Raw genomic sequence first — 23,455 nt, 5'->3', positions numbered from 1 at the left:
TCTTTTATTCACATTTTTTGTACTTTTTAATATCATTTTTTATAGCCAAAAATCGCTGCAGGTGTTTTGTAATTTTTGGCGCCGTTTTTTACGGCCTCTGGCGCCGTGCCGGCAGTCCCTTCAGCAACCCCTCCTTTCCCTGCAGTATAGTTGGGGACATAGTTTTTTCAGGGAAAGTATTTTTATGCTGAAGTAGAACTGCATCTTCACTATAGATTATGTACACCGTTTTTTCAAAAGTAAACCCTTTATTTTTAAGTAAGCGTTTACTTTAAAGTTTTTAATTACAAGGGCAGGACTTCCCCCCTGCCCTCTTATTGAGCCTTTCTTACAAGCCTTTTTAAGACGCCTGTAATTCTCTGCTTTTTGTGGTCTATCCTTGTTATGCGCACTGTAACTTTGTCGCCTTTCTCTATTTTTGTTTTCCAGTAGGGATTTGGACACAAAACGTCTATTCCTGGTTCTAAATTGACAAAGTATCCATAAGGCTGTGAGCCTGTTACAGTGCCCATGTACTCTCCGCCTTTTTTGTACTTTGTATCTACCTGCTCAAAAGGATTTGGCTTTGCCTGCTTTATTGAGATTTCTACTATGCTGTTTTCTATGTCTAACTTTGTTATTTTGGCCGGTACTTTGTCCCCAACCTGTAAAAGGTCGTTTATTCTGTCTATATAGCCGTATCCTATTTCTTCTTTTGGTACTTTTGTTTCTATTCCGTATACTTCTGCAACAGCATGGTTTTTGCCTATTGCAACTATGCGGGCAAGTATTACGTCTCCTTCTTCATGCCTTGGAAGTTCGTACTTCTTTCTTAGGTTCATTGCAAATTTCCTTGAGGCTACTGCTATTTCTTTTTCTGTGTCTATGCCACGCACTACAAAGTCTACTTCAGCACCTATCATGGAGCGTACAATTGTCTTGTTTATGTTTTCTATGCCCATTTCTTCAAAAGGTATTATTACTTTTACTCCGCCGTAAAATACGACTGCAAAGCTTTTGTCGTTCTGGCTTTCTATGGCGCTTAAAGTGCCTGTCAGGATTTTGTTTGACTGCCTTGAGGCATAAATGTCCTGCCATGCTTCTGTCATTTTTAACCTCTCCTTTCATTTTAGTTTTTTTATTTTAAAAAGAGCCCAGCATGTTTTCCAGGCTCTTTTTAAGGCTTAATATGGAATTTTTGAGCTGTTCTTTTACTTCACTGCTGCAGAATGAAATTTCTTTGAGGGTAGATATTCTGTCATTCAGTCTATTAATTTCTTCTGCTGTCTTTCTTGCTCTTTCGTCTGCTGTGGCCTGCTTTTTCAGCTCTTCGTATTCTCTTTTTGTTTTTTCAAGTTCCTGCTGCAGCAGATTTAGCTTTTCAAAAGCTTCTGCACGTTCCTTTTTTAAAGCTTCAAGTTCTTTTTTTATGCTGTCAGGAATAACTTCTTTTACTGTCCCATTTTCTAATCTTTTTATTTTTTCGCTGCTTAATTCTATTGCTGCTTCATACTGCTTTATCAGGTTTTCTTTCTTTGAGATTTCTTCTTCTTTTAGTTTCAGTGTGTATTCTCTGGACTGAAGTTCTCTTTTCAGCTTATTTATTTCGTCTATGAGCTGCTTTATGCTTTCTTCTGATTCTTCTTTGATTCTTTTTATCTGCTCTGCTGTCATTTTGTTTATGTCTTCTCCCAAACCGTAATAAAGCTTTCTCTGCACCTCTTCATCCAATGCTGCAAGCTGTACACCTTCTGCTGTTGAAAGCTTGCCTTCGTCTATCAGCTGCTGTATCTCGGGAATTAGATCGTTTAGCTTGGTAATCCGCCTTAACTGCCTTTCTGAAATGCCTATCAGTTCGGCTAAGTAGGTTTGGGACAAGTTTGGAGGTAATTCGGACATTATGTCCTGTTTTTCTATGCTATTATTGGAATTAGATGGTCTGCCTCTTCTGATACCGTATATTCTCATTAGTTCCACAAGGCATTTTGCAAGCTTTAAATCGTTCAAATTGCCTTTTCCTCTCTGCCTTAAATTTGTCTCTATTAAGTCTTTCAGTATCCAGTCTTCTTTTGTGATTCCGTCTCTCTCTTTGTATGTTCTTACCTCACACGGTACCTCTTCGATTCCCAGCTCTTTTGCAGCTCTTAATCTCTGCGAACCTGATATTACCGTATAGGTTTCATCTTCATTCTTTGTTACTACAAGAGGCGTTATTATTCCGCTTGTTCTTATGCTTTCTAAAAAGTCCTGCCATGCCTGCCCCTGTATGTCGTCAAAAAATTCTTTATTCCTCGGATGTTCTTTTAAAAGATTGGTACTTATCATTTTCAACTGTTAAAACCTCCTTTTACCAGAATTGTTTTTTGTTCTTTTTGCCCTTTGTTTTTTCTTTTTCAGCAGCAGGCTCTTTTGGGCCGTCTGCTTCACTTATTTTTAACTGCCCATTTTCTGCTGTGCTGAATGCGTTTGATATGAAAAATACTTCGTTTTCCGCAGTAATATTTTCAGAAGGCTCTTTACCGGCGGCAGGTCTGCTGTTATTTTCAACTGCTTCTGCAGGCTCATTTATTGGTTTGTTCGCAGATTCATCTTTGTGTCCTTTTTTAAGCTCATTTTTAAGTCCATCTACAGGTTTGGGTTCAGGCTTTTTATCTTCTTCTTTTGCCCATTCAGGTATATATTCATTGATTGGTACAGGCTTGATTTCCTTTGACAGCGGATGCTTTGTGTAGTCCATTTTTTCTACTAAAAGTGGCTTCTGGCCTCTCAATATTACTATTGCGTTTCTGTGGTCTAATCTTAATATTTCATCAGGAGTTAAAAGTGGCCTTTTCTGTGCGCTTATTGATATGTCTCCAAAGTCAAAAAGACCTTCCAGTCCTGCATGTCTCCTTAATGTTCTTGCTTCAACCGTTGCCTGCCCAAGGAGGTCTGATACAAACTGCGCTGTTGCAACGTCTGTGCAGCCCAAAAAAAGTCTTGTGTCGCAGTTGCCTATTATCTCCTGCCATGCATCGTTCGGGTACCTGTTTTTAAGCTGCGATATGTTCTGGAACACCACAGTTGAATGTATTCCCCTTGAGCGCATTGTGCTTATTTTCTTCGTAAAGTCAGGTATTGCGCCTATGTTAGGAAATTCGTCTAAAAGAAAGTATACGTTCGGGTTCAGTGTTCCTCCGTTCATGTCAGCGTATCTTGTGAGCTTTATGAAGAGAAAGGAGAAAAATAGGCCTGCTAAAAAGTCAAACGTTGAGTCTGTGTCACTGGATATGCAGAAGTATGCGCATTTTTCTTTTCCCGGAAGTTCTAAATCTATATCGCTTGTTTCTGTTATTCTCTGTACCAACTTGTTTTGAAAAACCTGAAGCCTTGTGCCCAAACCTATTATGATACCTGTCCTGACTGTTTCATTTGCCTGTGCGTAAATGTTATAAGGCATTTTTGCTGGATGGCTGTTAGGCAGTCCTTTAAAAATAGATTCTACTGCTTTTGGTTCTGCGCTTGCTAAAAGGGAGTACACGCTTGCAAGATTTCTTTCATGCTTTGGATATTCCATTGCTACGTAAAGTGCCAGTGCTTTTAAGAGGTTCTGCTCTGCTCTGTCCCAGAATGGATCCCCTGATTTTGCTGCTGTTACTTTTGTGTTGCTTATGATTACTTCTACGAAAAGCTGGGCGTCTATGTCGTCCTGTATGGTTTCAATCGGGTTCCACCTGTCTGAGTGCTTCATGTTTACAAGGTTGAATACTTTGACAGCGTAGCCTCTATTTTTTAAAAACTGCGCCATGTCCCTAAATATTTCTCCCTTTGGATCTGTTATTACCATGCTTTGCCCTTCTTTTGCCAGCTGCAGCATGTTTGTCCTTATATACGCTCTTGATTTCATTGAGCCGGGAGATCCAAATACTGCTACGTTCCTGTTTAAAAAGCTGTCAGGAGGTAGTGTAACTACTTTGCTGCCTATTCTGCCCAGTATTAAGCCTTTGTTTGTGCCTATGCCCAGTATTTTCTTCGCTTCCTGTACTGTCATCCAGTTTGCTGTGCCGTGTGTCCCATCGTCTCTTAAGTATTTTATTCCGTGTCCTTTGTAGTCAGTTGACTTTGCCAGAATTACTAAAACTATTATTGTTGGTATGGAGATTACTAAAAAGATAAGATAGGCTTTTAATACTGTTGGGTTTGTGAGTTCTTTCAAGCTTAACAGCGGATTTGCATACATCTGCTTTATGGGTGTAAAGTCTATTTTTGTATCAGTTTGTGGGTTTAGCTGTGAAAGCAGCTGGAACGTTTTGATTAGAGGAACAAAAAGCCATGCTGTGAGGAAAGCGTATAAAAGGAACACTGCTGTGCCTAGGAGAATTTTAGCTGTAGTGCTTTGCGGGTTTTCATTGAGGGAAGAAAAGCCCTTAAAGTCCATTTTATCAGCTCCTTTTTTTGGAGATTTGGAGTATATAAAATAAAAAAGACAGGCTTTGAGCCTGCTTGCTAAATAAAAATTGCTAAAGTATAGAAAAGCAGATTCTAAAATTGAGTTTCTACACTAGAATCTGATATGAATTTTAAAATCATTGCCCTTGTATAATTTACTAAAAACTGTAAATTTCTTTTTTTATCCTTTATATTTACTTTTTCTAAAAATATGGGTTCCCCAATGCAAATTTTAACTTTTGCCCTTTTTGGAATCCATTTTCCTGGAGGAAGCACTCTTTCCGTCCCTATTATCGCTATAGGAAGGATAGGTGCATTTGTTTTAACCGAAAGGAAAGCAAAACCAGGTTTAAATTCTTTAACATTTCTATTTACGCTCACCCCGCCTTCCGGAAAAACGCCGACTATATTGCCGTTTTTTAGCAAATCTATTGCTCGTTTTAATGTCCTTAAATCTTGCTTTTTTTCTTTTACAGGAAGCACACCCACAAGTTTTAAAATTATATTTAAAAACGGTATTTTAAATAGGTATGAAGCAGCGAGAAAAGTTATATAATAAGGTAATATAACCATTAGTATTAATGGATCCAATATGCTTTTATGATTTGATGCGATTATAAGAGGCCCTTTTTCAGGAAGGTTTTTCTTTCCTTCAACTTCAATTTTGATAAATATTTTAAATAAAAAATAAAATATCCACTTTCCTAAAAAGTAAAAAAATTTTCCTATAATCTTCATAGATCTTCACCCGATAAACTTATGTGTTGTTATATAAGTCCATCTTTTGAATTTCACTTTATATTATATTATAATACTTTTTAAATTTTCCCAATAAAAATGTTTTGTAAATAAACGGGTAAATAAAATAGTTGACACTCCCAATCCCCTGAAGAGGATGGGATTCTTAGCAGCTCTTTTCGGGCTGCCTTCCATGGAGTATTTGATACTCCATGACCACAGAGGTGTGGTTTGAATCTTACACCTCTGACGGGTGCCAATCCCGCTACTACTTGGGATTCCCTCCCAAGATACCTCTTTAAGATGTTTATCGCTCCTACCCCGTCCCTGTGATATCTAAATCCACAACTCTTGCATTCATAGTTGCGACCAGCTGGATGATTTTTGCTACCACACACAGGACAAACCTGGCTGGTGTATTCTTCTGGAATGAGTTTTACTTCAATCCCCAGTAGTTGTGCTTTGTAAGTTATCATCTCCACCATCTTTCTGAAACACCACTGATGAATTTTTTGATTAAAGTTATCGTTCCCTTCTACTCGTTCTCGAATATTTGTGACATCACCAATCACAACAGTTCCAATTCCTTTCTCCAAACATATTTTAAGGAAGTTGCTTGTTAACTTGTGCAGTATGTCCTTTATTTGATACCTTATTCGCCTTAACATTCTCCTTTTTGCTTTCAATAATTTTCTGTATCTTCTGGAACCCTTTTTGCAACGACTTAACATCTGCTGAAATTCTGCTAATTTCTTATTACGATATCTAATCAGACTGTTAAGAATGCCACCATGATACGAAATTACTTCAAAACCATCGAAGCAGGTTATTGGACGGAGTACTCCAAGGTCTACAGACATAACTTCAGGAAACTGATTCTTCTTATGATTATTCTTCACCTCTATTGCAAGGTGAAGATAATACTTTTCATCTTCATATTCATAAACAAGTTTTGCCTGTCTGATTTTTGTATCAGTCGATAGTGTTGTTTGTATTAAAATTGGTTCCTGGCTACTACCCATTGAGAGTTTCAGGATCCCGTCCGGTGAAAGTTTTATAGCACTATTTTTCCAGATAAAGGGCATGAAGTTTTTCTTTTTGTATGGCGGTTTCAGGTATGGTTTTGTTTTAATTGCATTAAAGTAACTGTTAAGTGCCTGAAAGTACTGCTGAACCATAGCCTGTTTGGAATGGGTATGGATACTAATATTACTACCCCATCGCAGGATATATTTTTGTGCTGTTCCTGGTGAAAGCCACAAACCTTTCTTCTGTTTTATCTTTTTAACCAGCGACATGGTTTTGTTGTAGATTCGAGCAGCAAGCCTGTTCAGTTCAGAACACAGAGAGTACAATTCTGTTGGAACGGGTACTTTATAGGTTCTGACTACATATCTTGACATTCTTCGATGTACCTCCTGATAGTTTCTTCTGTTCCTGTTGAACCAACATAGTATGTCCTGCTCCATAATCCTTCTTTTGTTTTTAAGTGTGGGAATTTCTCAAGAAGTTTTTTAGAAGATATTCCTTTAAACAAATTAGCTATTTGGGCAGGAGATAAACGTGGTGGTGCTGAAACAAAAAGATGAACATGGTCTGGCTGAACTGATAAAGATAAAATTTCAATCTCATGTTTTTTGGCAATTTCAAAAATAAGTCTTTCAAACTCTTCCTTAACCCTATCAACAAGAATCTTTTTGCGGTGTTTAGGTATCCATACAAAATGATAGTTCAAATTATGAAGGCTCTATCTTGTTTTTCTTAACTGCATAGTTATTACCCTATACAATTATAATACAAATTTCTTTTAGCAAACAAGCCCTTACCCATTCCCCTGAAGGAGAAGGGCTTGCGGGGCTATTTTTCTGTCAAGAAAAGCCTTGGCCCGCCTATCTTCAGAGTATTTAATTTAGCAGCTTTTTTTAACATTTCCTTTGCAATAGCAATTTTATTATTTTTTTGCCTAAAAATATAATACCAAAAAATTACTGTCTGTATAACTCCTATATTTCTTTTCTTTCTGCCGTCTCTTGTTTTAAATTTGATATTTCCTTCATTAAGCTTTCTTTTGCAAAATTAATTAGCTCTTCTTCATTTTTCACATTATCAGGATATGTACCTATGCCAAAATACCATTTCCCCGGAAGTTTATCTTTAAGTTTTTTTATTACAACCGCTGCACCATTAGCTCCTGTAACAGGAAGAATTAAAGCCAAAGTATTTTTATCAACCTCAAATACTGTATTTATGTCACGAAGTTTGTTCTTTAGCTGATCTGCTATTTTTGAAATTTCAATTTTGGTTTCCCCATTGTATTGTGACAGCACTAAAGAAAGATTTTCATTGCCTCTTTTGGCCCGATTTATTTCTTTTTTCAGCAGCTCTTTAAGTGCTGGATAGTGATCTTCTTCTTTAACATATCCTATTAGCTTTACTACACGTTTTACAAGCTCAGCTGCTTTAAAGGGCTTAATGAGATATTCTACTGCACCAACTTCTACTGCCTCTTTAATTGAAACTGGTGTAGCATCTCCACTTAATATCATCACCAGAATGTTTTTGTATTCCGCCTGCGATTTTAGTTTATGTATAAATTCAAAACCATTCTGATTCGGCAGATTAATGTCTACAATTGCTAAATCAAATAATTCTTTTCTATTTTTTTACTTTCAGCATCGCTTCTTCAGCGGTAGCTGCAATTTCAACGTTATATCCTTCTGCCTCTAATATACTTTTAGCCATAAGCCGTATTAATACAGAATCATCTATTACTAGAATATTTTTACTATCTTTCCTTTCCTCCATAGTTCTTTTAGTGAGGCTTCATTACAAGCCTCTCTTTTTATCCTCCTCCCACTTTATATTTTATTTCCATTTTTTATTCGCTCTTTGTGCAATTTCTTCCTTCACTTTTTGCTTCATAAAGCATGTTGTCTACTCGAATAAGAACCGTGTCAGTAGTATCAGTATCTCTGTATTCAGTTACTCCAAAGCTTGCTGTTACATCCTCTATTCCTTGCAGTTCCATCTTACTTATCTGTTTTCTAAGCTCTTCAGCCAGAACAACCGCATCGTCTAGAGAAGTTTCTGGCAGCAGGATTATAAATTCTTCCCCTCCCCAGCGCGCAAAGTAATCTGTTTTTCGTATCCTCTTTTTTACTGTATCGGCAACACTTTTAAGAACCATATCTCCTGCAGCATACCCAAAACGGTCATTTACCTTTTTGAAGTGATCTAAGTCAAACATAATAAGTGAAAAGGGCTTTTTATTTCGTTTTGTTCGCTCTATTTCCTGTTCCAGCATCTGCATGAAAAAACGCCTGTTGTAGATATTTGTGAGAGGATCGGTAATAGATTGACGGTAAAGCAGTTCCTCAAATCTCTTGCGCTCGCTTATGTCGCGAATAATTCCTATTGCATGCCATGCATCTTTAATTTTTACAGCAGAAAGTGAAAGTTCTACATCAATTTCATGGCCATCTTTGTGCCTTGTCTTCATCTCAACGGTCTTACCTACAACACTTCCTTTTCCAGTTAAACGGAATTTTCTGAATGCTTCTCTATATGCTTCGTACAGCCGCATATCTTGTATCATAAACATGTGCAAATCTTTACCTATTATTTCTTCTCTTGAATAACCAAGTATGCGTTCCGCTGCAGGATTCCAGAATGTCACTTTGCCACTATCATCGAGCATAATAATGGCATCTCCTGCATACTCCATTATGGTGCTTAAAATCTCATTCCTTTCTTTTAATTCTCTTTCTATTTTTTGGCGCTCTGTTATATCAACCGCAAGTGTTACAAACACCTTTTCTTTATCAAACTCTACAAGTTCTAGATGGATTTCTACTGGATATAAAGAACCGTCTTTTCTGCGGTGCACTGTGTCAAAGACGATTTGCCTCTGTTCACCTTTTAAAAGGGGCTCAAGAAGTCCTTTAAAGCTTTGTAAGGTAAACTCCGGCTTTAAGTCAACAGGAGTCATTTCTTTAAGCTCTTCTTCAGTATATCCCAAATTTCCCCTTGCTCCACGGTTTACTGCGATGAATTTCAGTGTCTGTGGATGAAATATGTAAATTTCATTAAGTGAGTCTTCAAAAAGATTTTTGTAAATTCAAGTTCTCTCTTTGCCTTCCACTGTTCGGCGATGTCAAAGATAATCAGATGCATCAGTGTTTTTTCTTGATAATCTACAGGGGATGAATATATTTCTACCAATTTCTCTTCCCCGTTAGTTAACCGCTGGAAGCAAATGCAGGGATTACAGCCATTCTTTAAAGCTTCCGAACACCTCTGACCACCATCTATGGTAGAAACTCCAATAACAGCTTCTATGTTCATCTGCAGCATAGCTTCTCTGGAATAACCGTAGAAGTGACAGGCAGCTTTGTTAGCATCAATAATGCGTCCGGCTTGTGGATCAATAAGTATCATTGCTACATCGTGATTTTCAAACATATTGCGGAACAGCTCTTCTCTCTTTTTTATCTGTACTTTAGCCTCATAGAGCTTAAAAGCCATTTCTATTTGAGATATGAGTACATACTCATCTACACCCTTAAGAACATACCCGTAAGCTGAAACTGACTTTATTTTTTTCATTATTTCTTTACTGGTATTGGCAGTAAGAAATAAAATTGGGATATCTTTATGCTGCTGAATTATTCTTGCTGCATCTATCCCGTCGATTGCTCCTTTAAGTTCTATGTCCATAAGAATTAAGTCCGGGCTTTTGCTGTTATTTAGTGCTTTTTCAACAGCCTCTTCGCCTGATGTGACTATCTTTGTTTCGTATCCGTATTTGGCTAGAATATCTGCTGTTATTTGCGCATTAAGTTTACTATCCTCTACAATCAAAACTTTCTTTGGATAGGGAACATTCATTAGTTGATACCTCCCAGCTTGTTTGCAAGCATTTTTAAAAAATTGTTTATGATTTTTATTTTCCAAAGTACTATCGTACTCTTCTCACTTAAAAAGTGCAATAAAAATTTCCTATCATAGTGTTTATTTTCCCCCATTAAAAAGTCTGCCACCTTTTTATATGTCCCACTTTCATCCTCGAATATCCGGTTTCTCCATTTTTAGTCTTTTTGGACTCTTCCATTTGCCAGCTCCAGCTAAACTTCCAAAAAGTCCTTTTGGAATCGTCCACACCACAGTAAGGGCACTAAATGCAAAGAGAAATATAAAATACCAGGGAACCCAGAAAAGTGTTTTCCATAAGTTTTTGTCGTAGTCATAATTCAAAAAAGCAGCAACTGACATTTGCACCACCCTGCAACGGAAAGAAGTGCCCCATACCAGGCTGGAATTGGACTAACTCCCAGAGGATAATGGAAAAATATACTGCTTATAGCCCACAAAAGTGTGCCAAAGACGAAGCAAAATGCCCATAAGTATCCCAGTACAAAGTCAAAATAGACAGGATAAAGATAGCGCCAGTTCCAGCTTTTAAAAATATCTTTATGAGTTCGCAGTAAATGCCAACCTCCAAGTGCCCAGCGCTTGCGCTGCTTCCAGTATTCCCTCAATGTTGCTGGAGACTGTATTAGGCTACTGCCTGAGGCACAAACCAAACTTCATAGAAACGCTTTTGAATCTTCCAGGTTATATCAATATCTTCAGTCGCAGTATATGGTGAAAAACCGCCAACTTCCTTCAAAACTTCTGTCCGAAATGCTACAACACATCCTGATACAGTCAACACCCTTCCCAGCACTCTCTGAGATCTTTTTATAAGTCCAATAATAGAGGAAAACTCAGCTGCCTGCAGCTTTTCAATAAGATTTTTCCTGTTGACAGATATAGGATTGCCAGTGACTGCTCCGAGTCTTGGCTGTTTTAAAAAGGGATAAACAAGATATTTCAGTGTATCTGGTAAAAGAATTGTATCAGCATCTATTACCACAGTAATAGATGTTGTTACCGCAGCAGATAGGGCAATATTTAAAGCATTAGCCTTTCCCTGATTTTCAGAAAGTCGAAGGAGGTGAAAATTGGGATTTAAACTAACAAATTTTCTGATAATATTCGCTGTGTTATCGCTGGATGCATCATCTATAAATACTACTCTGTAATCCGGGTAGTTTAAAAATTGTAGAGCCGTGCATGTTGCTGCAATACTTACCTCCTCATTATGGCAGGGCACAAGAATAGTAACTGACGGCCAATTTTCCGGCCATTGACTGTGTTTCCTTGAATAACTTTTCTCACGCCTCCACCAGAAATATATCCCTGCAGATGTCCAGATTATGCTCATTGCAAGAGGATAAGTAAATACATACCAGCCTATGACTTTCCATACCGTCATTTGCTTTCCTCCTCTTTAGGTATGTATCCGGAAATTTCATGAATAAAGTCCCAGTACAATCCTTTCTCTGTTATTCTTTTTATAACTTCTGGTGTAATTTCTTCACCTTCAGAAATAACAACATCTCCGCCTGGGGTACAAAAATTCTTTTTCATAATCAACGAAGGAAAGGAGGTTAAATACCCATTCTTTTTTACAGAAGCAAAGCTTTTATTGACCTCGCTATATATGTACTTTTCTCCCATGATCTTTTTTATATCTGCAGATTCTAAAGAAAGTTCTTTCCATGCTAATATCGGCGCTTCAAAAACCGGCATTTTTAATTTTCTTTTATTTTTCTTGTAATGCCTATAATAATGATATTGGGCCCATACAAGCATAACTGTCCAAATAATAACAGCCCATCCGAGAGACAAAAGAAAAGCAAAGGCTGTGGAATACACAGCTTGCGGTATAAAAAGATTTTTTCTCCAGATATATGTAAGCAAAAACCAGCCAAATGCTCCTAAAATCCAGATAAAAGCTCCTATAATCCACGACCATACACCTAAAGTGAAAATTATTAGTCCTATCCTTTTAAAAAAGCCTATCAAACCTTTAAAATTGCCTTTTGCTCTACTTTCAAAATTATTATTCCCCATAAACTCTTCCTCTTTCTTTCCAGCACCATCGGTTTAAGTATAGCATATCGTTTCTCAGAAATCAATAACTTCTACAAACAGATAATAATTATTCTCTACTTATAAACAAGGATTTTTATCAAAAACTGGAATGGGTATTTTTTTAAACATATGCTTCTTTTCATTCAATATATTTCTATTTTTCTTTACTTTTTCAAAATCCGCCCAGCAGCCTTTACCACTCCTCAGATATCTCCAGTAAAAGTCCTTCGCCTTCCCATGAAGTTTCAAAAGGAACCATTTCTTCTATCATTATGATTTTTTCTACACCACGTCTATTTAGCTCTTCCAAAGCTGCTTCCATTGCTTTGTCCACAATTTCTAGAGTTGTTGCTGGATTAAGCCAAAAAACTGTGCTTGAAATATGCTTATCTCCTGCATAGACAACTGCTCCAATTGCATCTGGAACAGGTGCTGTGTATGGAAAGTGACTTAAAAAAGATAAACAGGCTTTTATTTCTTCTTTCCCGGTAATTACGCTACTTGGACCGGTTAATATTTGTTCTTCTATTAAGAAATCAGACATAGGCTCAAATACTGGAGCAGCAGTTATCCACGAATCCGGCTGGAAAGGATCAAGATTTTCTTTCTTAAAAAATTCTTCTGCACGCTCAACATTACCAAGTGCTAATTTAAAGGGAATGTTATTCTTCTTTAAGAAAAGCACTGTCGTCTTTAAACTGCGCAAATACTTTGCGTATTCATCTGTTTTTATGCTTTCTCCAATTACAGCAAATTCCTGTGGACTCTCTGATATTTCCTCCAGTTCATCCCAGTATTTCTGCATTTCTGCTTGTATGTCCGGACGCTTAAAATATTCTTTAAATGTGTAGAAAGGTATAGCTATTTCATTAAAAGGTAATAAATTAAAGGACTCTTTGAACTTTTTTGCACTTTCCCATATTACTGGATCTGGCCACCAGCATATTAACCTGTCCGAATTTAGTACCTCTTTTTCTAAATTTTCCTGCTGCTTCGCTGTAAAGAACTTTTCTCCGTATTTTTCACTTAAGCAGGCCGCTATCATTAAGTTCCCTTCTTCCCATAAGTTTACAACGGGAGGCAGCAGTTTTTTCCGTTCTTTTCTCGAATATATGTGCCATGTTAAATCCGCAAGATCTTTTGCTGCTTCTTCTTCATCGGCTGTTGTTTCTTCTTTATCAATGATTGCCTTCAGGGGATTCCATTCTCCTGAATCGCTCTGTTCAGCAATTAATACAACATCAATTTCGGTATCATTTATGTAAGGAAAAACCAGATTAAAACTGCGTTGTTTCCCACCCTTAGATTGAGAATAGTTAATTATAATCTTGTCTTTTTTGTTTACTATTTTTCTCATTATTAGCTCCCTGCCTTTTCTGACTCTTTTTAATTACATTTTAAATTTTTTTGTGTACAGTATCAACCGTTTTTATGTTTATAATTCAAGAACCAGAGCTAAGTTTCGGTGTTTTAAGTTTGGCTTTTGAATATGGTTTATGGATATTAAGAAATAGAGCATTTATTCTAAATGCCTGCTGTAATAGAATGAGAAATAAAATTAAAGGCAGGCATTCAGAAAAAATGCCCACTCCAACTATTGACAAAAAGCCAATAAAAAAGACAGGCTTTGCGCCTGCCTGTGGTAAGTTTTTGTTCTTTATAAGAAGAAAATTGCGAGAAAAATCTTTCAACCCATACAGTAAAGAATTAAAAGCAGGGGTAGTGTCCAGTGCTGTTAATGTTGCCTTTAATTTAATTAAGCCATTCCCATTGGAGTCCACGTATACCTTACCCGGTCCTCTGTAATAGCTGTATGGTAAGCTTTGATTTAAATTATTGGTGGAAGTTTTTGATGAAGATGTATTTGATGTACTGCCGTTCCCATTGCTGCCAGCCATGTAATCTCCCGGCTTGACATTGAATAATATTGTTCTGCCATTGCTTACTGCTACTACAGTACCGCATTCATCTGTTCTATATACTGTTATATTTAATGATTTCAATCTTTCCATTACTTCTTTGTGAGGATGCCCATAGGTATTATTTTTACCTACACTTATTACTGCATATTTTGGATTAACTGCTTTTAAAAAAGCCGGAGTTGTTGAAGTGTTAGAACCGTGATGTCCTACTTTTAATACATCGGCTTTTAAATCATATCCTTTAGCAAGCATTTCTTGTTCGGATTCTTCCTCCGCATCTCCGGTAAACAAAAATGAATTGTTTTTGTATGTTACTTTTACAACTACGCTGTAGTTGTTTAGATTATTATATTCCTCACTGTTGGGAGCCAACATTTTGGCTGTTATCCCCTCACCAAGGTCTAAATCCATTCCGGCTTTTGCAGCGATTATTTTCAATCCTTTGTCTTTTACGGCATTTAAGAAGTTTTCATAGGTTTTTGTTGTATGGGTTACTTTCGGTGCATATATTTTACCTATCTCAAAATTTTTAATCACTGCAGGAAGACCACCAATATGATCAGAGTGGGGATGTGTAGCGATTATTATGTCGATCTTATTAATTCCCTGACTCTTTATGTAGTCTACTACTTTGCTGCCCATTTCAGGCGTTCCTGCATCTATCAGCATTGTTTTGCCTGAAGGTGCTTGAATGAATATGCTGTCTCCCTGTCCTACGTCTATGAAGCTGACTGTTAACTTACTACTTTTTATAGTACCTGCATCATCCTGTGAAGCAAGCGGGGACGTTGTATTAAGTGGATATATTAAAACCTCCTGTTTGCTCTCATTCCAATCTACTGTATATCCAAATGCTTCAGCTACAAATCGTGCTGGTAAATAAGTACGTCCATTTCTTATTATTGGAGCAACATCCATTTGTCTGGTCTTGCCATTTACGTAATAAGTTTTACTGCCAATAATAAGTTTTACTGTTGTGTCTGATGTCTCACCTTTCATTTTTAATGTAATTGTTTGTGTGATACTGTCCCAACCTATGTCTTCTGGAAGCACACCAAGTGATAATGCAAGATATCTTACCGGTACATAAGTACGATTATTTTCTATAAAAGGTTTGGCATCCATTGATTTCATAATATTATCCACAACATATGTTGATTTATTTATTGTAAATACTACAGAATGAGTTGGGTTAGCAAATCCCAATGTATTTATTAAAAGCAAAATGAAACATATTAAAACTCCTGCTATACTTTTTTTCATTTGCTTTGAAAGCATAATTTTATCCTCCTTTTTAATCCTCTATAAAAAAGTTCGTCAGCAAGGTCTTCAATAACTTTTCTGCGCTTTTCTGTTTCTTCTCTGTCTATTGTAATGTCAAACTTAAGCACATCGCCTTCTTTTGCTTCTTTGGGAAGGAGTTCTTTGGGAAAATTGAAGGTTTTGTCTTCGTATTCTATTACTGCCCAATCACTTTCAAAGCGGTCTATGATGCAGAGTTTCATCATGAGACCCCCTTTTTCAGTTTTATAAAAGTGTTCCCTCATGCAGGTATATGCTTACAATGATACGTCAATAATTCGTTCCATAACTTTTATAAAGGAGTGAAAATTAGCTATCTTATTCTAACCCTTTGTCAAACAGCGGATCATCAGGATTTTCCCCTTCATCTAGAAGATGCTTCATTTTTATAAACTGCTCTAGTAGCAATTTTTCCTCATCTTTTAATTTGATAGTGCTGTTGCTTAAGATTTTTACACATCTCTCCTCTAAAAGATCTAAATCTACAAAATCTTTTAACAAATTTATGCTAAGTTTCCAGTAAGTTCTTTCTACCCTATCGCCTCCTTTTATTATTCTAACTTCATGTGAAAACTTTGACAAAAAAGTTATAAGCTTCTCATCTGAAGAGATTATCTCTTTTACCCAATCTTTTACCTCGGATTCGCGTCTTAATTCCTTCCAAAAATACAGAGCAGCCGGAAGAAATGGGGTGTTTAATAATTTACCTTCTCTTGCTGCTTCCTTTACTTTATCTAACGCTATTCCCTTTAACGTTACTAATTGATTTTTGTCCAGCAGAATATTCCTATCAGGCTCTTCTAAATCCTGCTGTTTTCCATACTCTCTTTCCCACTCTCCTAATTTACTCACCATCATAGAAACTGCGTATCCTTTTTCAAAGGCATTTTTTAAAACTTCAAACCTCTTGTTCTTCTCCGGATATCTTTCTAAAAGCCGGTCAATTATTCTAGACATTCTAATATCGTTTCCCCACCAGGAGAAAAGAAAATATCTGCCTTTATCTTCTGGTATTATGAGCTCATCACCTATATTAAAGAAAGTTTCAATCACTGCAGGAATGTTATCTTCAGGAATCTCAGAAATATAATCTTCCATCTTATCTAAAAACACACTTACCTTTGTAGAGCCGTCGGAACGAATTTGTTCAGACAAAGATTTTAAATAATTACTAAAAAAATCTTTATCATGAAGACGCACCAGAATATTCTTCATTTCGTACTCTGAAATATCATCTGAAGGAACAGAAAAGCTGAAAAATCTCGGGAATATTTCTTTACTGCATATTCTGCATTTCCTTCTCCACTCCTTTTCCCAATCAGGCCGTAGCTAACACTGCTAAAAACTTTTTCGAGTTTAGGAAACAGCCTGATTAAGAGCTTCTGCACATTTTTTTTAAAATTTTCAGGAATTTCTAAGCTTGTCAGCCAATTTTCATGAAACTGTTTTAAAGAATCTGCAGAATTCTGTACGGACGAATAGGTAGAACCGCAGAACATATCAGGGTTACTTCTTATTATATGATAAACCTTCGGGCAGAAAATGCGTAGGGCTTCAACAGCAATAAAGTCTACAGCATTAACTTCTCCCTTTACAGAAGGGTAAGTCAGTTTCAGAGCATTAATTAACCTCTTTACGTCTCTAATTGTAGTGATAAATGGGTCAATACCATCCAAATATACATTACCCCAATACGTACGGTCAAAAAGCTCTTCTGGTGTTCCCTGCAAAACTTTGTCAAGTTCTTCTAATAAGATTTTTTTAATAGAAGTCCTGCTAACCCAGGGCAGTTCTATATGGGCCTGAACAATCTTTTCTAAGTACTTACTGCCGTCTCCTTCCTGCACTTTTTCCAAAGCTTTTTCCACGACTTCTTTATCAAAAGCAAGAATGTATACGGTATTCGGAAAATCTGCAACTGCTTTTACAACTGCAAAAAGCTCTCTTATTTCCTCTGCAGTAAGGCGGTCAATATCATCAATCATTATTACTATTTTTCCTTTAATTTTTTCTAAACGCCTGGCAATTTGTTCCTTAGTTTCTTCCACACTTTTTTGCGAAAGTCTAGTAGCCCTGCGCACTGCTTTTGCAAGCGGCCCAACTTTAGGTAGTTCTTCAAGAATTTCTGCATAGATCTCTAATTTATTTGCTATTTTTTCAAATTTTGCTGACTTTTTTAAAGAAAGGCTCAGGTTTTTAAAAAACTGCCACATTAAATTTTCTTTTCCGCTGAACCACCAAGGGTCAAATCTTACAATGCTTATACTGCTGTCATCCTTCAAATAATGAGAGATGAAATTTAAAAATGTTGTTTTTCCAGAACCCCACCTGCCGCAGACAGCAAAAACAACGCTTTCCTCTACCTGCATAGTTTTTATAATTTCAGCTATTCTTTCTGCAGCAGGCGCAAAGCCCAGTCTGTCATGTTCGGGAAACTGAAGAGGTTTATCAGTAAAAACTGTATTTTCTTCCACTGATCCTTCACCTCCCACCTTTTTAAGAAAATAGTAAAGTACTTTTGGAAAACTGAAATTATACCATACTATATACACGTGTTCTGGTTTTTAAATCTCCTTACAAACCAGGAAGTCTAACCGGCTGTGCTGGTATTCTATTTTCATCCTGAGAAACTTGCAGTGATTTAGCTCTTTAATTAATTTTGATTTTAATTTTTGAACAGCATGAGCTCTATTTAGTTCCCACCCTAGTCAGTAAGCATCTGCCTGTATTTCCAGTTATTTGAAATAGCCTCGTCGATTTCTTCACTGCTGAAGCCTGCTTCTTTCAGCAGACAAACCTCAATTATGATCTTCAGCTTTTGGACCGCTCGGAAAAGAGCTTTCCCTTCCAATGCCTTACTCTTAAGGATTCTGTCATAGTGGACAAAGTAATTTCTTGTACTAACTACCTCTTCGATAAATCTCTTTTTGTCAGGAATTAGCTATGTAATGTACTCAACATCAGCTAAGCTGTCAAAAATTTCTTTAAGCCTTTTCCTTAAAGAAGGCTCATTGCTGTATTTAAGCTTTTCTTCAAGCCACTTTTTATACTCTGCCGGCGAAGCCTCTAAAATCCTCTCAATCCGCTTTCTGTGCTCTTCCTGTGGCACTTCTTCATTTCTGCTCTTCCTTCTGTGGTACGCCTCCAGCGCCATTATGAAATTTAAAAATTCATGTTCTAAATAAACGTTTGAATTGTAAACCGTTCCGAAGTACAAATTACAAATCGGCTCCAATTCCTCATTTTTTTCAAGCCAGCTGTCTAAGATGCACTTCAGCTTATCTTTTATGCGGGAATACGAGTACAGCGGTACTACGGCATAAAGCAATTCCTGCCTGCGGACACCTCCGGCAAAAACTATTTCTACATCTGCAGGACTAGAACCGTTCTCTCCGCTGGCATAAATCTCATCTGGGTAAGTTGGTTCAGAAATTAAAAGAGAAAAAAGATTCTGAAACAAAAAAACATACCTGCTAATTTCCTCTAGACTCAGTCCTCCAGGTGCTTCCACAGTTAAGTATACCTTTTCTTTAATACAAACCTCTTTTCTAGGTATTTTTCCCCTAGTAATTCTCGGCAGAACTTCTAGGCAGACTTTAATACCATTTTTTAGGTAAACCTCGATGGGGGCAGGAGCTTCATACCTAACTTTAAAACTTTCATAAGGGTCAGAAGTTTCTTCTAGTTTAATGCCGCTTATCCCAAGCCAATTGTCCAAATAATGGTATGTAACAGAAATTTTCTTAAACCTAATTTCCTCTTTTCTGCTGAAGTCAGCACCTATAAGTGCAGTTTCCACATGAAAAGAAGTGGTAATGTAATGTGAAGGAAGAGAAACTTGATCAAACTTTTTAAAGCACTGGTATAGAATAATAGGCTCTCCGTCATGCGAAGATCCATAGACCACCTCTGCAGAAAGCATTTCTCTGTATTTTTTCATCTCTTCTTCACTGCCTCTAAAAAAATCGCTTATATCCAGCTGCATTTCATTATCCGGCGTAATTATGAGAGTGCCGTTCAGCCATAAACTTTCATGTAATGCTGGAAAGCACCACCTGCCTTTTATTTCCCGGACTTTTTCCATTTTTATGCCTCCCGCTCTTCTGAAAAATTTTCTAAAAACAGCTGATGCTCTTTTTGAGCTCAGCTGTGAGCATCTTTAACATTTTTAAAATAAGCACAAACAGCAGTTAGAGGGCACTTGGAGCACTGAGGAGTTCTAGCAGTGCATACTGCCGCAGCTAAATCTAAAACAGCTAAATTAAATTCTCTGCTCGCACCTTTCGGCACAAGCTTCTGTGCAAACTCCCAGAGCTCCTTATCACACCTTGCCCTCGCTTTCCTGGATTTAAATCCAAAGACCCTTTCTACTATTCTTATAAAATTTGTATCAACCATTGGAACATCTTTTGAGTATACTAGCTTAAAACTGAATTGGTGGCATACATTCCTACGCCCGGCAACTTGAGCAGTACTGCATAGTCGGAGGGAATGACGCCGCCGTACTCCTCTTCTACCACAGCTCCAAATCTTTTAAGAAGTTTAGCACGGGCATGCTCCATTCCTAGAGGCCTCAGCATTTTTTTCAGCTCATTCTCATCAGCTTCTGCAAGAGCTTTGGAATTAGGATATCTGTTGAGAAAGTCATTATATATTTTTTCTACCTGCTGGGCCGTTGTCTTTCTTAAAAGCATTTCTGCAATAAGCACATCATACGGGTTTTTTGTGTGCCGCCATGGGAAATCTCTTTTGTTCCTATCCCACCACTTCAAAAGCTGATCCACAAAAGCTTCTTTTTTCTCCTCACTAGTCCAATCAGCCACTGCTCCTGTCCGCCTCCAAAATTATTTTCACTGCCTGCGCTATCCTTTTCCCAAGCAGCGGAGGAACTGCTTCTCCTATCTGCGCTCTGACCTCTCCAATTTTGCCCTTGAACAAAAAAGTGTCTGGAAAAGTTTGCAGTCTTGCCCTTTCCCTGTTGGTCAGCTTTCCTCTTCCTCTTCTGTAGTGGTACCCCCAAGTACCGCCGCCTCCGTAAGCTACTATAGTATACGAGGGCTTAAGCGGGTGAATTCTCCGGTAGACGAGGCTCATGCCTCTACCTTCTACTTCCCACTGTGTGCCCCTGACAAATTCATGATTTTCATCCGGCGGAATAAACTTAAGCCGCTCTAAAACATCCTGAGCTTCTTTAGAAAGCTCGTTACTCCCGTCCGGGAATAACGCTGTGTCAATTTTCCGCCCATTATATCCGAGCTCTGCCAGCAGCTCTTCATGCTTTTTAAAGGCTTCTTCCAGCTCCCCTCTGTCTGCTGGTACTATCCGATTAGCAGAAAGGTAGTCCTCAACAGCATTGAAGGTGATGCTACTCCATATGGTCTGAGCCCACTCTGACGCCCGCTTCGTCCTCACAATTCCTGCAACTTCCTGATATTCTTCCATTATTTCTCTGTATTCGCTTTGAAGCTCTGGGAGGGGCTTTCCTTCAAATACCTCCAAGGGCGTTAATGGGTATTTTTTTATGATTGAGTTTTTACTAGTAAGAATTTGATTAATTTCCTGTGCCAGCTGGTGCGGAGAGTTCCATAGGACCGCAGTACATCTTCACGCACCCCTATAATAATTAAGCGCCTCCTCCGCTGGGGAACCCCCAGCTCAGCGGCATCTACTACTCCAGCAAAAAGAATGTCGTAGCTTTCTGCTGACTCATGGAGATCATTCCCGACTATCTCTCTTATTTCTTTCCAGCGGAGGTTCAGGTTTGAAAAGTCCTTAAGAATTGTTTCGTAAGCCGCTCCGCCGTTCGCACTCAGCAGGCCAGGAACATTTTCAAAAACAAAAACCTTAGGCTGCTTGCATATCAGTGCTCTTACAAAGTGCGCATAGAGCTTTCCTCTCTTTACTTCAATGCCTCTTCTCTCTTTCTCAGGCCCCCGAACAATTGAAAAGTCCTGGCACGGCGGCCCTCCAACTATTACATCAACATCTTTGCAGATTCTGCAGAAATCTAAACTGCTTACATCTCCAACAACATAAACCGGGTGCTGGTTCAGGCCAACAGCGTTGAACTTGTCCACACTAACAATTTCATGACTAAAATTTGCTGCGTATGTAAGGGCTGGTGTTTGAAGAATATCATTTGCTACTAAAAATTTAAAGCTCCCATCCATATGAAACCCTAAATCCATCCCACCTGCTCCAGAAAAAAGAGATATAACTGAATATTTTTCTTTTAACATCTTTCGTGCCTCCTTACAGTCGCTTAATCAGGTCATTCCAGCTGTCTTCTCCCATTTCAGCCCCCCTGAATGTGCAAGGAAGTGGGTGTTTGTTAGGGCGTCAATTATGGGTTCTATTTCTATTCTCAGCTCTTTTTTAGGATCGAGCTTTTTTATACGCTCGTCATGCCGAAGGTTTTCCGGTGAAAAAAGGCCTATCCCCCTAGTTACAGCTATCCGCTTGTGCTTGTCTCCTCTTATCTTGACCTCAAGGTAGTGAATGGGCATATTAAGCTCTGATTTTTCCAAAAATCCAGAAATATAAGCAGGGATTGAGTCGAAGGTTGGGATTTCATCCCAAAGCTGCTTCTTTTCTTCCTCATTAAGCTCACCCAACGATACAGCTTGTGGGAAAAGCTTATCTTTCAAAAAACTAACTGCTTTCAAAAAGGCTATAAAGTGATGTCTGAGAATGCCAATTTTACTAAGATAAAAACATCAGAGTGCTCAACCTGCGCACCTGGTACATCGAGCCAGCGGGCATTGAATTTCCCTGTCTTTATGCTTACATTAAGATTAGGTGTTCTGCGGGTCCTGTCGGGGAGTATGATTTCCGATATATCAGTGGGAAGAAATTCTTCCAGCTTTCCTCTCTTTGTATCTAAAATAATTTCTACTTTAAAGTTTTCATAAAAAAACTTTCCCACTGCAATTTCGCCGAGAAATCCCCTTGTAGTGTCAGTCCATACCTGCGCTATATCCCGCTGTCTAGAAGCACCAAAGTCGGTGCCTGCAAACTTCGGTGCAAGCCATAAAGCCCTCGTTAAAGCCCTTAAGTAGTCATCTTTATCAAGCCAAACAAGCTGATATTTGAATCTGCTTTCAAGCCATTCCTCAAAACTTGCCTTTTCGATTTCTCCTGCTTCAACAGCTCCCGTCCACAGCTCTTTAGCAAGGGAGTCTAAAGAATTTTCGTCTAACACCTTTTCTGCTAGTATCTTTTTTATCTCTTTTACCTGCTCCTCCTTGGAACCGTATTTGCTCAAGCTGAACACCTCTTTCACAAAGCTTTTAGGTTAACTAAAGACTGCTCTCTTTTATTGTACAAGATTTTAATAAAACTTTCTAGTACATTTCCTCAGCTCTGTGGGGTGCTCAGCTTTTAAATTTTTAAGCAAATTAAGTAAAGATAGGCTTGTCCTGTCCCCTGCATGAGAAGGAAGAATGTTGTTCAGTATATTAATTGAGCTGATAAGGTTACTTTAATTCATCCTTTGTCTGCAAAAATTCTAAAAACTCCTTAACTGCAAATGGTTTTTTATCTTTTAAAAACTCCTTTGCTTTCCCGGGGTAAACAGTAAAAACTTTTTGCTTCCTAACAGCAAAATTATGCCCTGCACAGAGCAGTTACTCCATGCATGGCCTTTATATCAAAATTTAGGGCCAATAATTTGTGATTGTGAGCTGTCATATATTGTGCCCTTCACTCTGACGGTAATAGTATCTACAGCTGTTTTTATTCCTCCGCCTGCCAGCTGCTTCTTATAAGGGGAAAGCAGCCTGGTTCTTTTCAAAAATCTACAAATAAACCTACTAGTGTTCCTGCAAAAGTAGCAGGCATAAAAGGGAGCTTTGCTTTGAATTTATGAAGAATAAGGGAATACAGGAGAAAAATCACAAAGAAGAAAATAAAAGGATATCCCATATCTTAAAGCCAGCATAGAAAGACAGAGCAGTTAAAACTTTTACGTCTCCTGTGCCTATTCCTCCTGAAAGCCAGAAAAGAAAAAGAGTGTAAAATACTAAAAGAAATTAAGCAGTAAAAAATTTAGGCTTATATAAGGCTTTAAAAAATAGATTCATAAGATAAAAAACTAAGAGGGTAGCGGA

The 23,455-nt window shown here is 37.8% G+C and carries 22 protein-coding genes and 4 pseudogenes; all 26 read right to left on the bottom strand.

Annotated elements, in window-relative coordinates; genetic code table 11:
* Positions 1–314: 314 nt before the first annotated feature.
* Positions 315–1,088 (bottom strand): S1 RNA-binding domain-containing protein, encoded by a 774-nt coding sequence (locus JCM7501_RS00720; RefSeq protein WP_028991431.1) that lies wholly within the window; start codon positions 1,086–1,088, stop codon positions 315–317.
* A gap of 34 nt (positions 1,089–1,122) precedes the next feature.
* The gene (locus JCM7501_RS00715) at positions 1,123–2,304 is read right to left on the bottom strand and encodes a ParB N-terminal domain-containing protein (protein ID WP_245599027.1); all 1,182 of its coding nucleotides are present in this window, start codon (positions 2,302–2,304) and stop codon (positions 1,123–1,125) included.
* A 22-nt stretch (positions 2,305–2,326) separates the two neighbouring features.
* Positions 2,327–4,396 carry a VirD4-like conjugal transfer protein, CD1115 family gene (locus JCM7501_RS00710; protein ID WP_245599022.1) on the bottom strand — a complete coding sequence of 690 codons (2,070 nt, stop codon included), beginning with the start codon at positions 4,394–4,396 and terminating at the stop codon, positions 2,327–2,329.
* 104 nt (positions 4,397–4,500) lie between these two features.
* Positions 4,501–5,145 carry a lysophospholipid acyltransferase family protein gene (locus tag JCM7501_RS00705; protein WP_028991429.1) on the bottom strand — a complete coding sequence of 215 codons (645 nt, stop codon included), beginning with the start codon at positions 5,143–5,145 and terminating at the stop codon, positions 4,501–4,503.
* A gap of 80 nt (positions 5,146–5,225) precedes the next feature.
* Positions 5,226–6,548 (bottom strand): RNA-guided endonuclease InsQ/TnpB family protein, encoded by a 1,323-nt coding sequence (locus tag JCM7501_RS00700; protein ID WP_211232380.1) that lies wholly within the window; start codon positions 6,546–6,548, stop codon positions 5,226–5,228.
* Complete coding sequence (gene tnpA / locus JCM7501_RS00695) at positions 6,533–6,880, bottom strand: IS200/IS605 family transposase (protein ID WP_161629559.1); 348 nt, start codon at positions 6,878–6,880, stop codon at positions 6,533–6,535. The genes JCM7501_RS00700 and tnpA overlap by 16 nt, the downstream gene beginning before the upstream one ends.
* A 268-nt stretch (positions 6,881–7,148) precedes the next feature.
* Positions 7,149–7,763 carry a response regulator gene (locus tag JCM7501_RS00690; protein ID WP_304650781.1) on the bottom strand — a complete coding sequence of 205 codons (615 nt, stop codon included), beginning with the start codon at positions 7,761–7,763 and terminating at the stop codon, positions 7,149–7,151.
* A gap of 37 nt (positions 7,764–7,800) precedes the next feature.
* On the bottom strand, positions 7,801–7,950 hold the full coding sequence (locus JCM7501_RS13490; protein ID WP_245599021.1) for a DNA-binding transcriptional response regulator: 150 nt from the start codon (positions 7,948–7,950) through the stop codon (positions 7,801–7,803).
* A gap of 73 nt (positions 7,951–8,023) precedes the next feature.
* Positions 8,024–10,032, bottom strand: a pseudogene (locus JCM7501_RS00685) (PAS domain S-box protein).
* A gap of 171 nt (positions 10,033–10,203) precedes the next feature.
* Entirely contained in the window at positions 10,204–10,416 is a 213-nt protein-coding gene (locus JCM7501_RS13485) for a hypothetical protein (protein WP_256200954.1), read from the bottom strand.
* A gap of 283 nt (positions 10,417–10,699) precedes the next feature.
* Complete coding sequence (locus JCM7501_RS13480) at positions 10,700–11,461, bottom strand: glycosyltransferase family 2 protein (RefSeq protein ID WP_256200953.1); 762 nt, start codon at positions 11,459–11,461, stop codon at positions 10,700–10,702.
* On the bottom strand, positions 11,458–12,102 hold the full coding sequence (locus JCM7501_RS00675; RefSeq protein WP_028991426.1) for a hypothetical protein: 645 nt from the start codon (positions 12,100–12,102) through the stop codon (positions 11,458–11,460). Before JCM7501_RS00675 ends, JCM7501_RS13480 begins: the two co-directional genes overlap by 4 nt.
* 214 nt (positions 12,103–12,316) lie before the next feature.
* Positions 12,317–13,480 carry a hypothetical protein gene (locus tag JCM7501_RS00670; protein ID WP_028991425.1) on the bottom strand — a complete coding sequence of 388 codons (1,164 nt, stop codon included), beginning with the start codon at positions 13,478–13,480 and terminating at the stop codon, positions 12,317–12,319.
* Positions 13,481–14,009: 529 nt separating this feature from the next.
* Positions 14,010–14,783 (bottom strand): annotated as a pseudogene (locus JCM7501_RS15680) (ComEC/Rec2 family competence protein); the annotation flags it as partial.
* Between the two features lie 78 nt (positions 14,784–14,861).
* A pseudogene (locus JCM7501_RS15675) lies at positions 14,862–15,179 on the bottom strand (copper amine oxidase N-terminal domain-containing protein); the annotation flags it as partial.
* Positions 15,180–15,304: 125 nt separating this feature from the next.
* The gene (locus tag JCM7501_RS00660; protein WP_054644759.1) at positions 15,305–15,553 is read right to left on the bottom strand and encodes a DUF3006 domain-containing protein; all 249 of its coding nucleotides are present in this window, start codon (positions 15,551–15,553) and stop codon (positions 15,305–15,307) included.
* 112 nt (positions 15,554–15,665) lie between these two features.
* Positions 15,666–16,562, bottom strand: coding sequence for a hypothetical protein (locus tag JCM7501_RS13230; RefSeq protein ID WP_218184413.1), 897 nt, complete (start codon positions 16,560–16,562; stop codon positions 15,666–15,668).
* Positions 16,559–17,821 (bottom strand): KAP family NTPase, encoded by a 1,263-nt coding sequence (locus tag JCM7501_RS13225; protein WP_218184412.1) that lies wholly within the window; start codon positions 17,819–17,821, stop codon positions 16,559–16,561. The genes JCM7501_RS13230 and JCM7501_RS13225 overlap by 4 nt, the downstream gene beginning before the upstream one ends.
* 230 nt (positions 17,822–18,051) lie before the next feature.
* Positions 18,052–19,431, bottom strand: a pseudogene (locus JCM7501_RS00650) (ApeA N-terminal domain 1-containing protein).
* Between the two features lie 59 nt (positions 19,432–19,490).
* Positions 19,491–19,745, bottom strand: a complete 255-nt coding sequence (locus JCM7501_RS00645; protein WP_054644758.1) for an HhH-GPD family protein — start codon at positions 19,743–19,745, stop codon at positions 19,491–19,493.
* A 20-nt stretch (positions 19,746–19,765) separates the two neighbouring features.
* Positions 19,766–20,170 (bottom strand): HhH-GPD family protein, encoded by a 405-nt coding sequence (locus tag JCM7501_RS00640; protein ID WP_054644757.1) that lies wholly within the window; start codon positions 20,168–20,170, stop codon positions 19,766–19,768.
* On the bottom strand, positions 20,163–20,846 hold the full coding sequence (locus JCM7501_RS13220) for a DNA cytosine methyltransferase (protein ID WP_218184411.1): 684 nt from the start codon (positions 20,844–20,846) through the stop codon (positions 20,163–20,165). Before JCM7501_RS13220 ends, JCM7501_RS00640 begins: the two co-directional genes overlap by 8 nt.
* Before the next feature lie 20 nt (positions 20,847–20,866).
* A complete protein-coding gene (locus JCM7501_RS13215) occupies positions 20,867–21,586 on the bottom strand; it encodes a DNA cytosine methyltransferase (RefSeq protein WP_218184410.1) in 720 nt (239 codons plus the stop codon).
* Between the two features lie 27 nt (positions 21,587–21,613).
* Positions 21,614–21,994 (bottom strand): hypothetical protein, encoded by a 381-nt coding sequence (locus JCM7501_RS00630; protein WP_054644756.1) that lies wholly within the window; start codon positions 21,992–21,994, stop codon positions 21,614–21,616.
* A gap of 23 nt (positions 21,995–22,017) precedes the next feature.
* The gene (locus JCM7501_RS00625) at positions 22,018–22,611 is read right to left on the bottom strand and encodes a hypothetical protein (protein ID WP_054644755.1); all 594 of its coding nucleotides are present in this window, start codon (positions 22,609–22,611) and stop codon (positions 22,018–22,020) included.
* 628 nt (positions 22,612–23,239) lie between these two features.
* On the bottom strand, positions 23,240–23,329 hold the full coding sequence (locus JCM7501_RS16025) for a hypothetical protein (RefSeq protein WP_407701843.1): 90 nt from the start codon (positions 23,327–23,329) through the stop codon (positions 23,240–23,242).
* Between the last annotated feature and the right edge of the window lie 126 nt (positions 23,330–23,455).

It is taken from the genome of Thermoanaerobacter thermocopriae JCM 7501 (assembly GCF_001310975.1).
Lineage (GTDB): Bacteria > Bacillota > Thermoanaerobacteria > Thermoanaerobacterales > Thermoanaerobacteraceae > Thermoanaerobacter > Thermoanaerobacter thermocopriae.
This window is presented reverse-complemented; position numbering and strand designations above follow the sequence as displayed.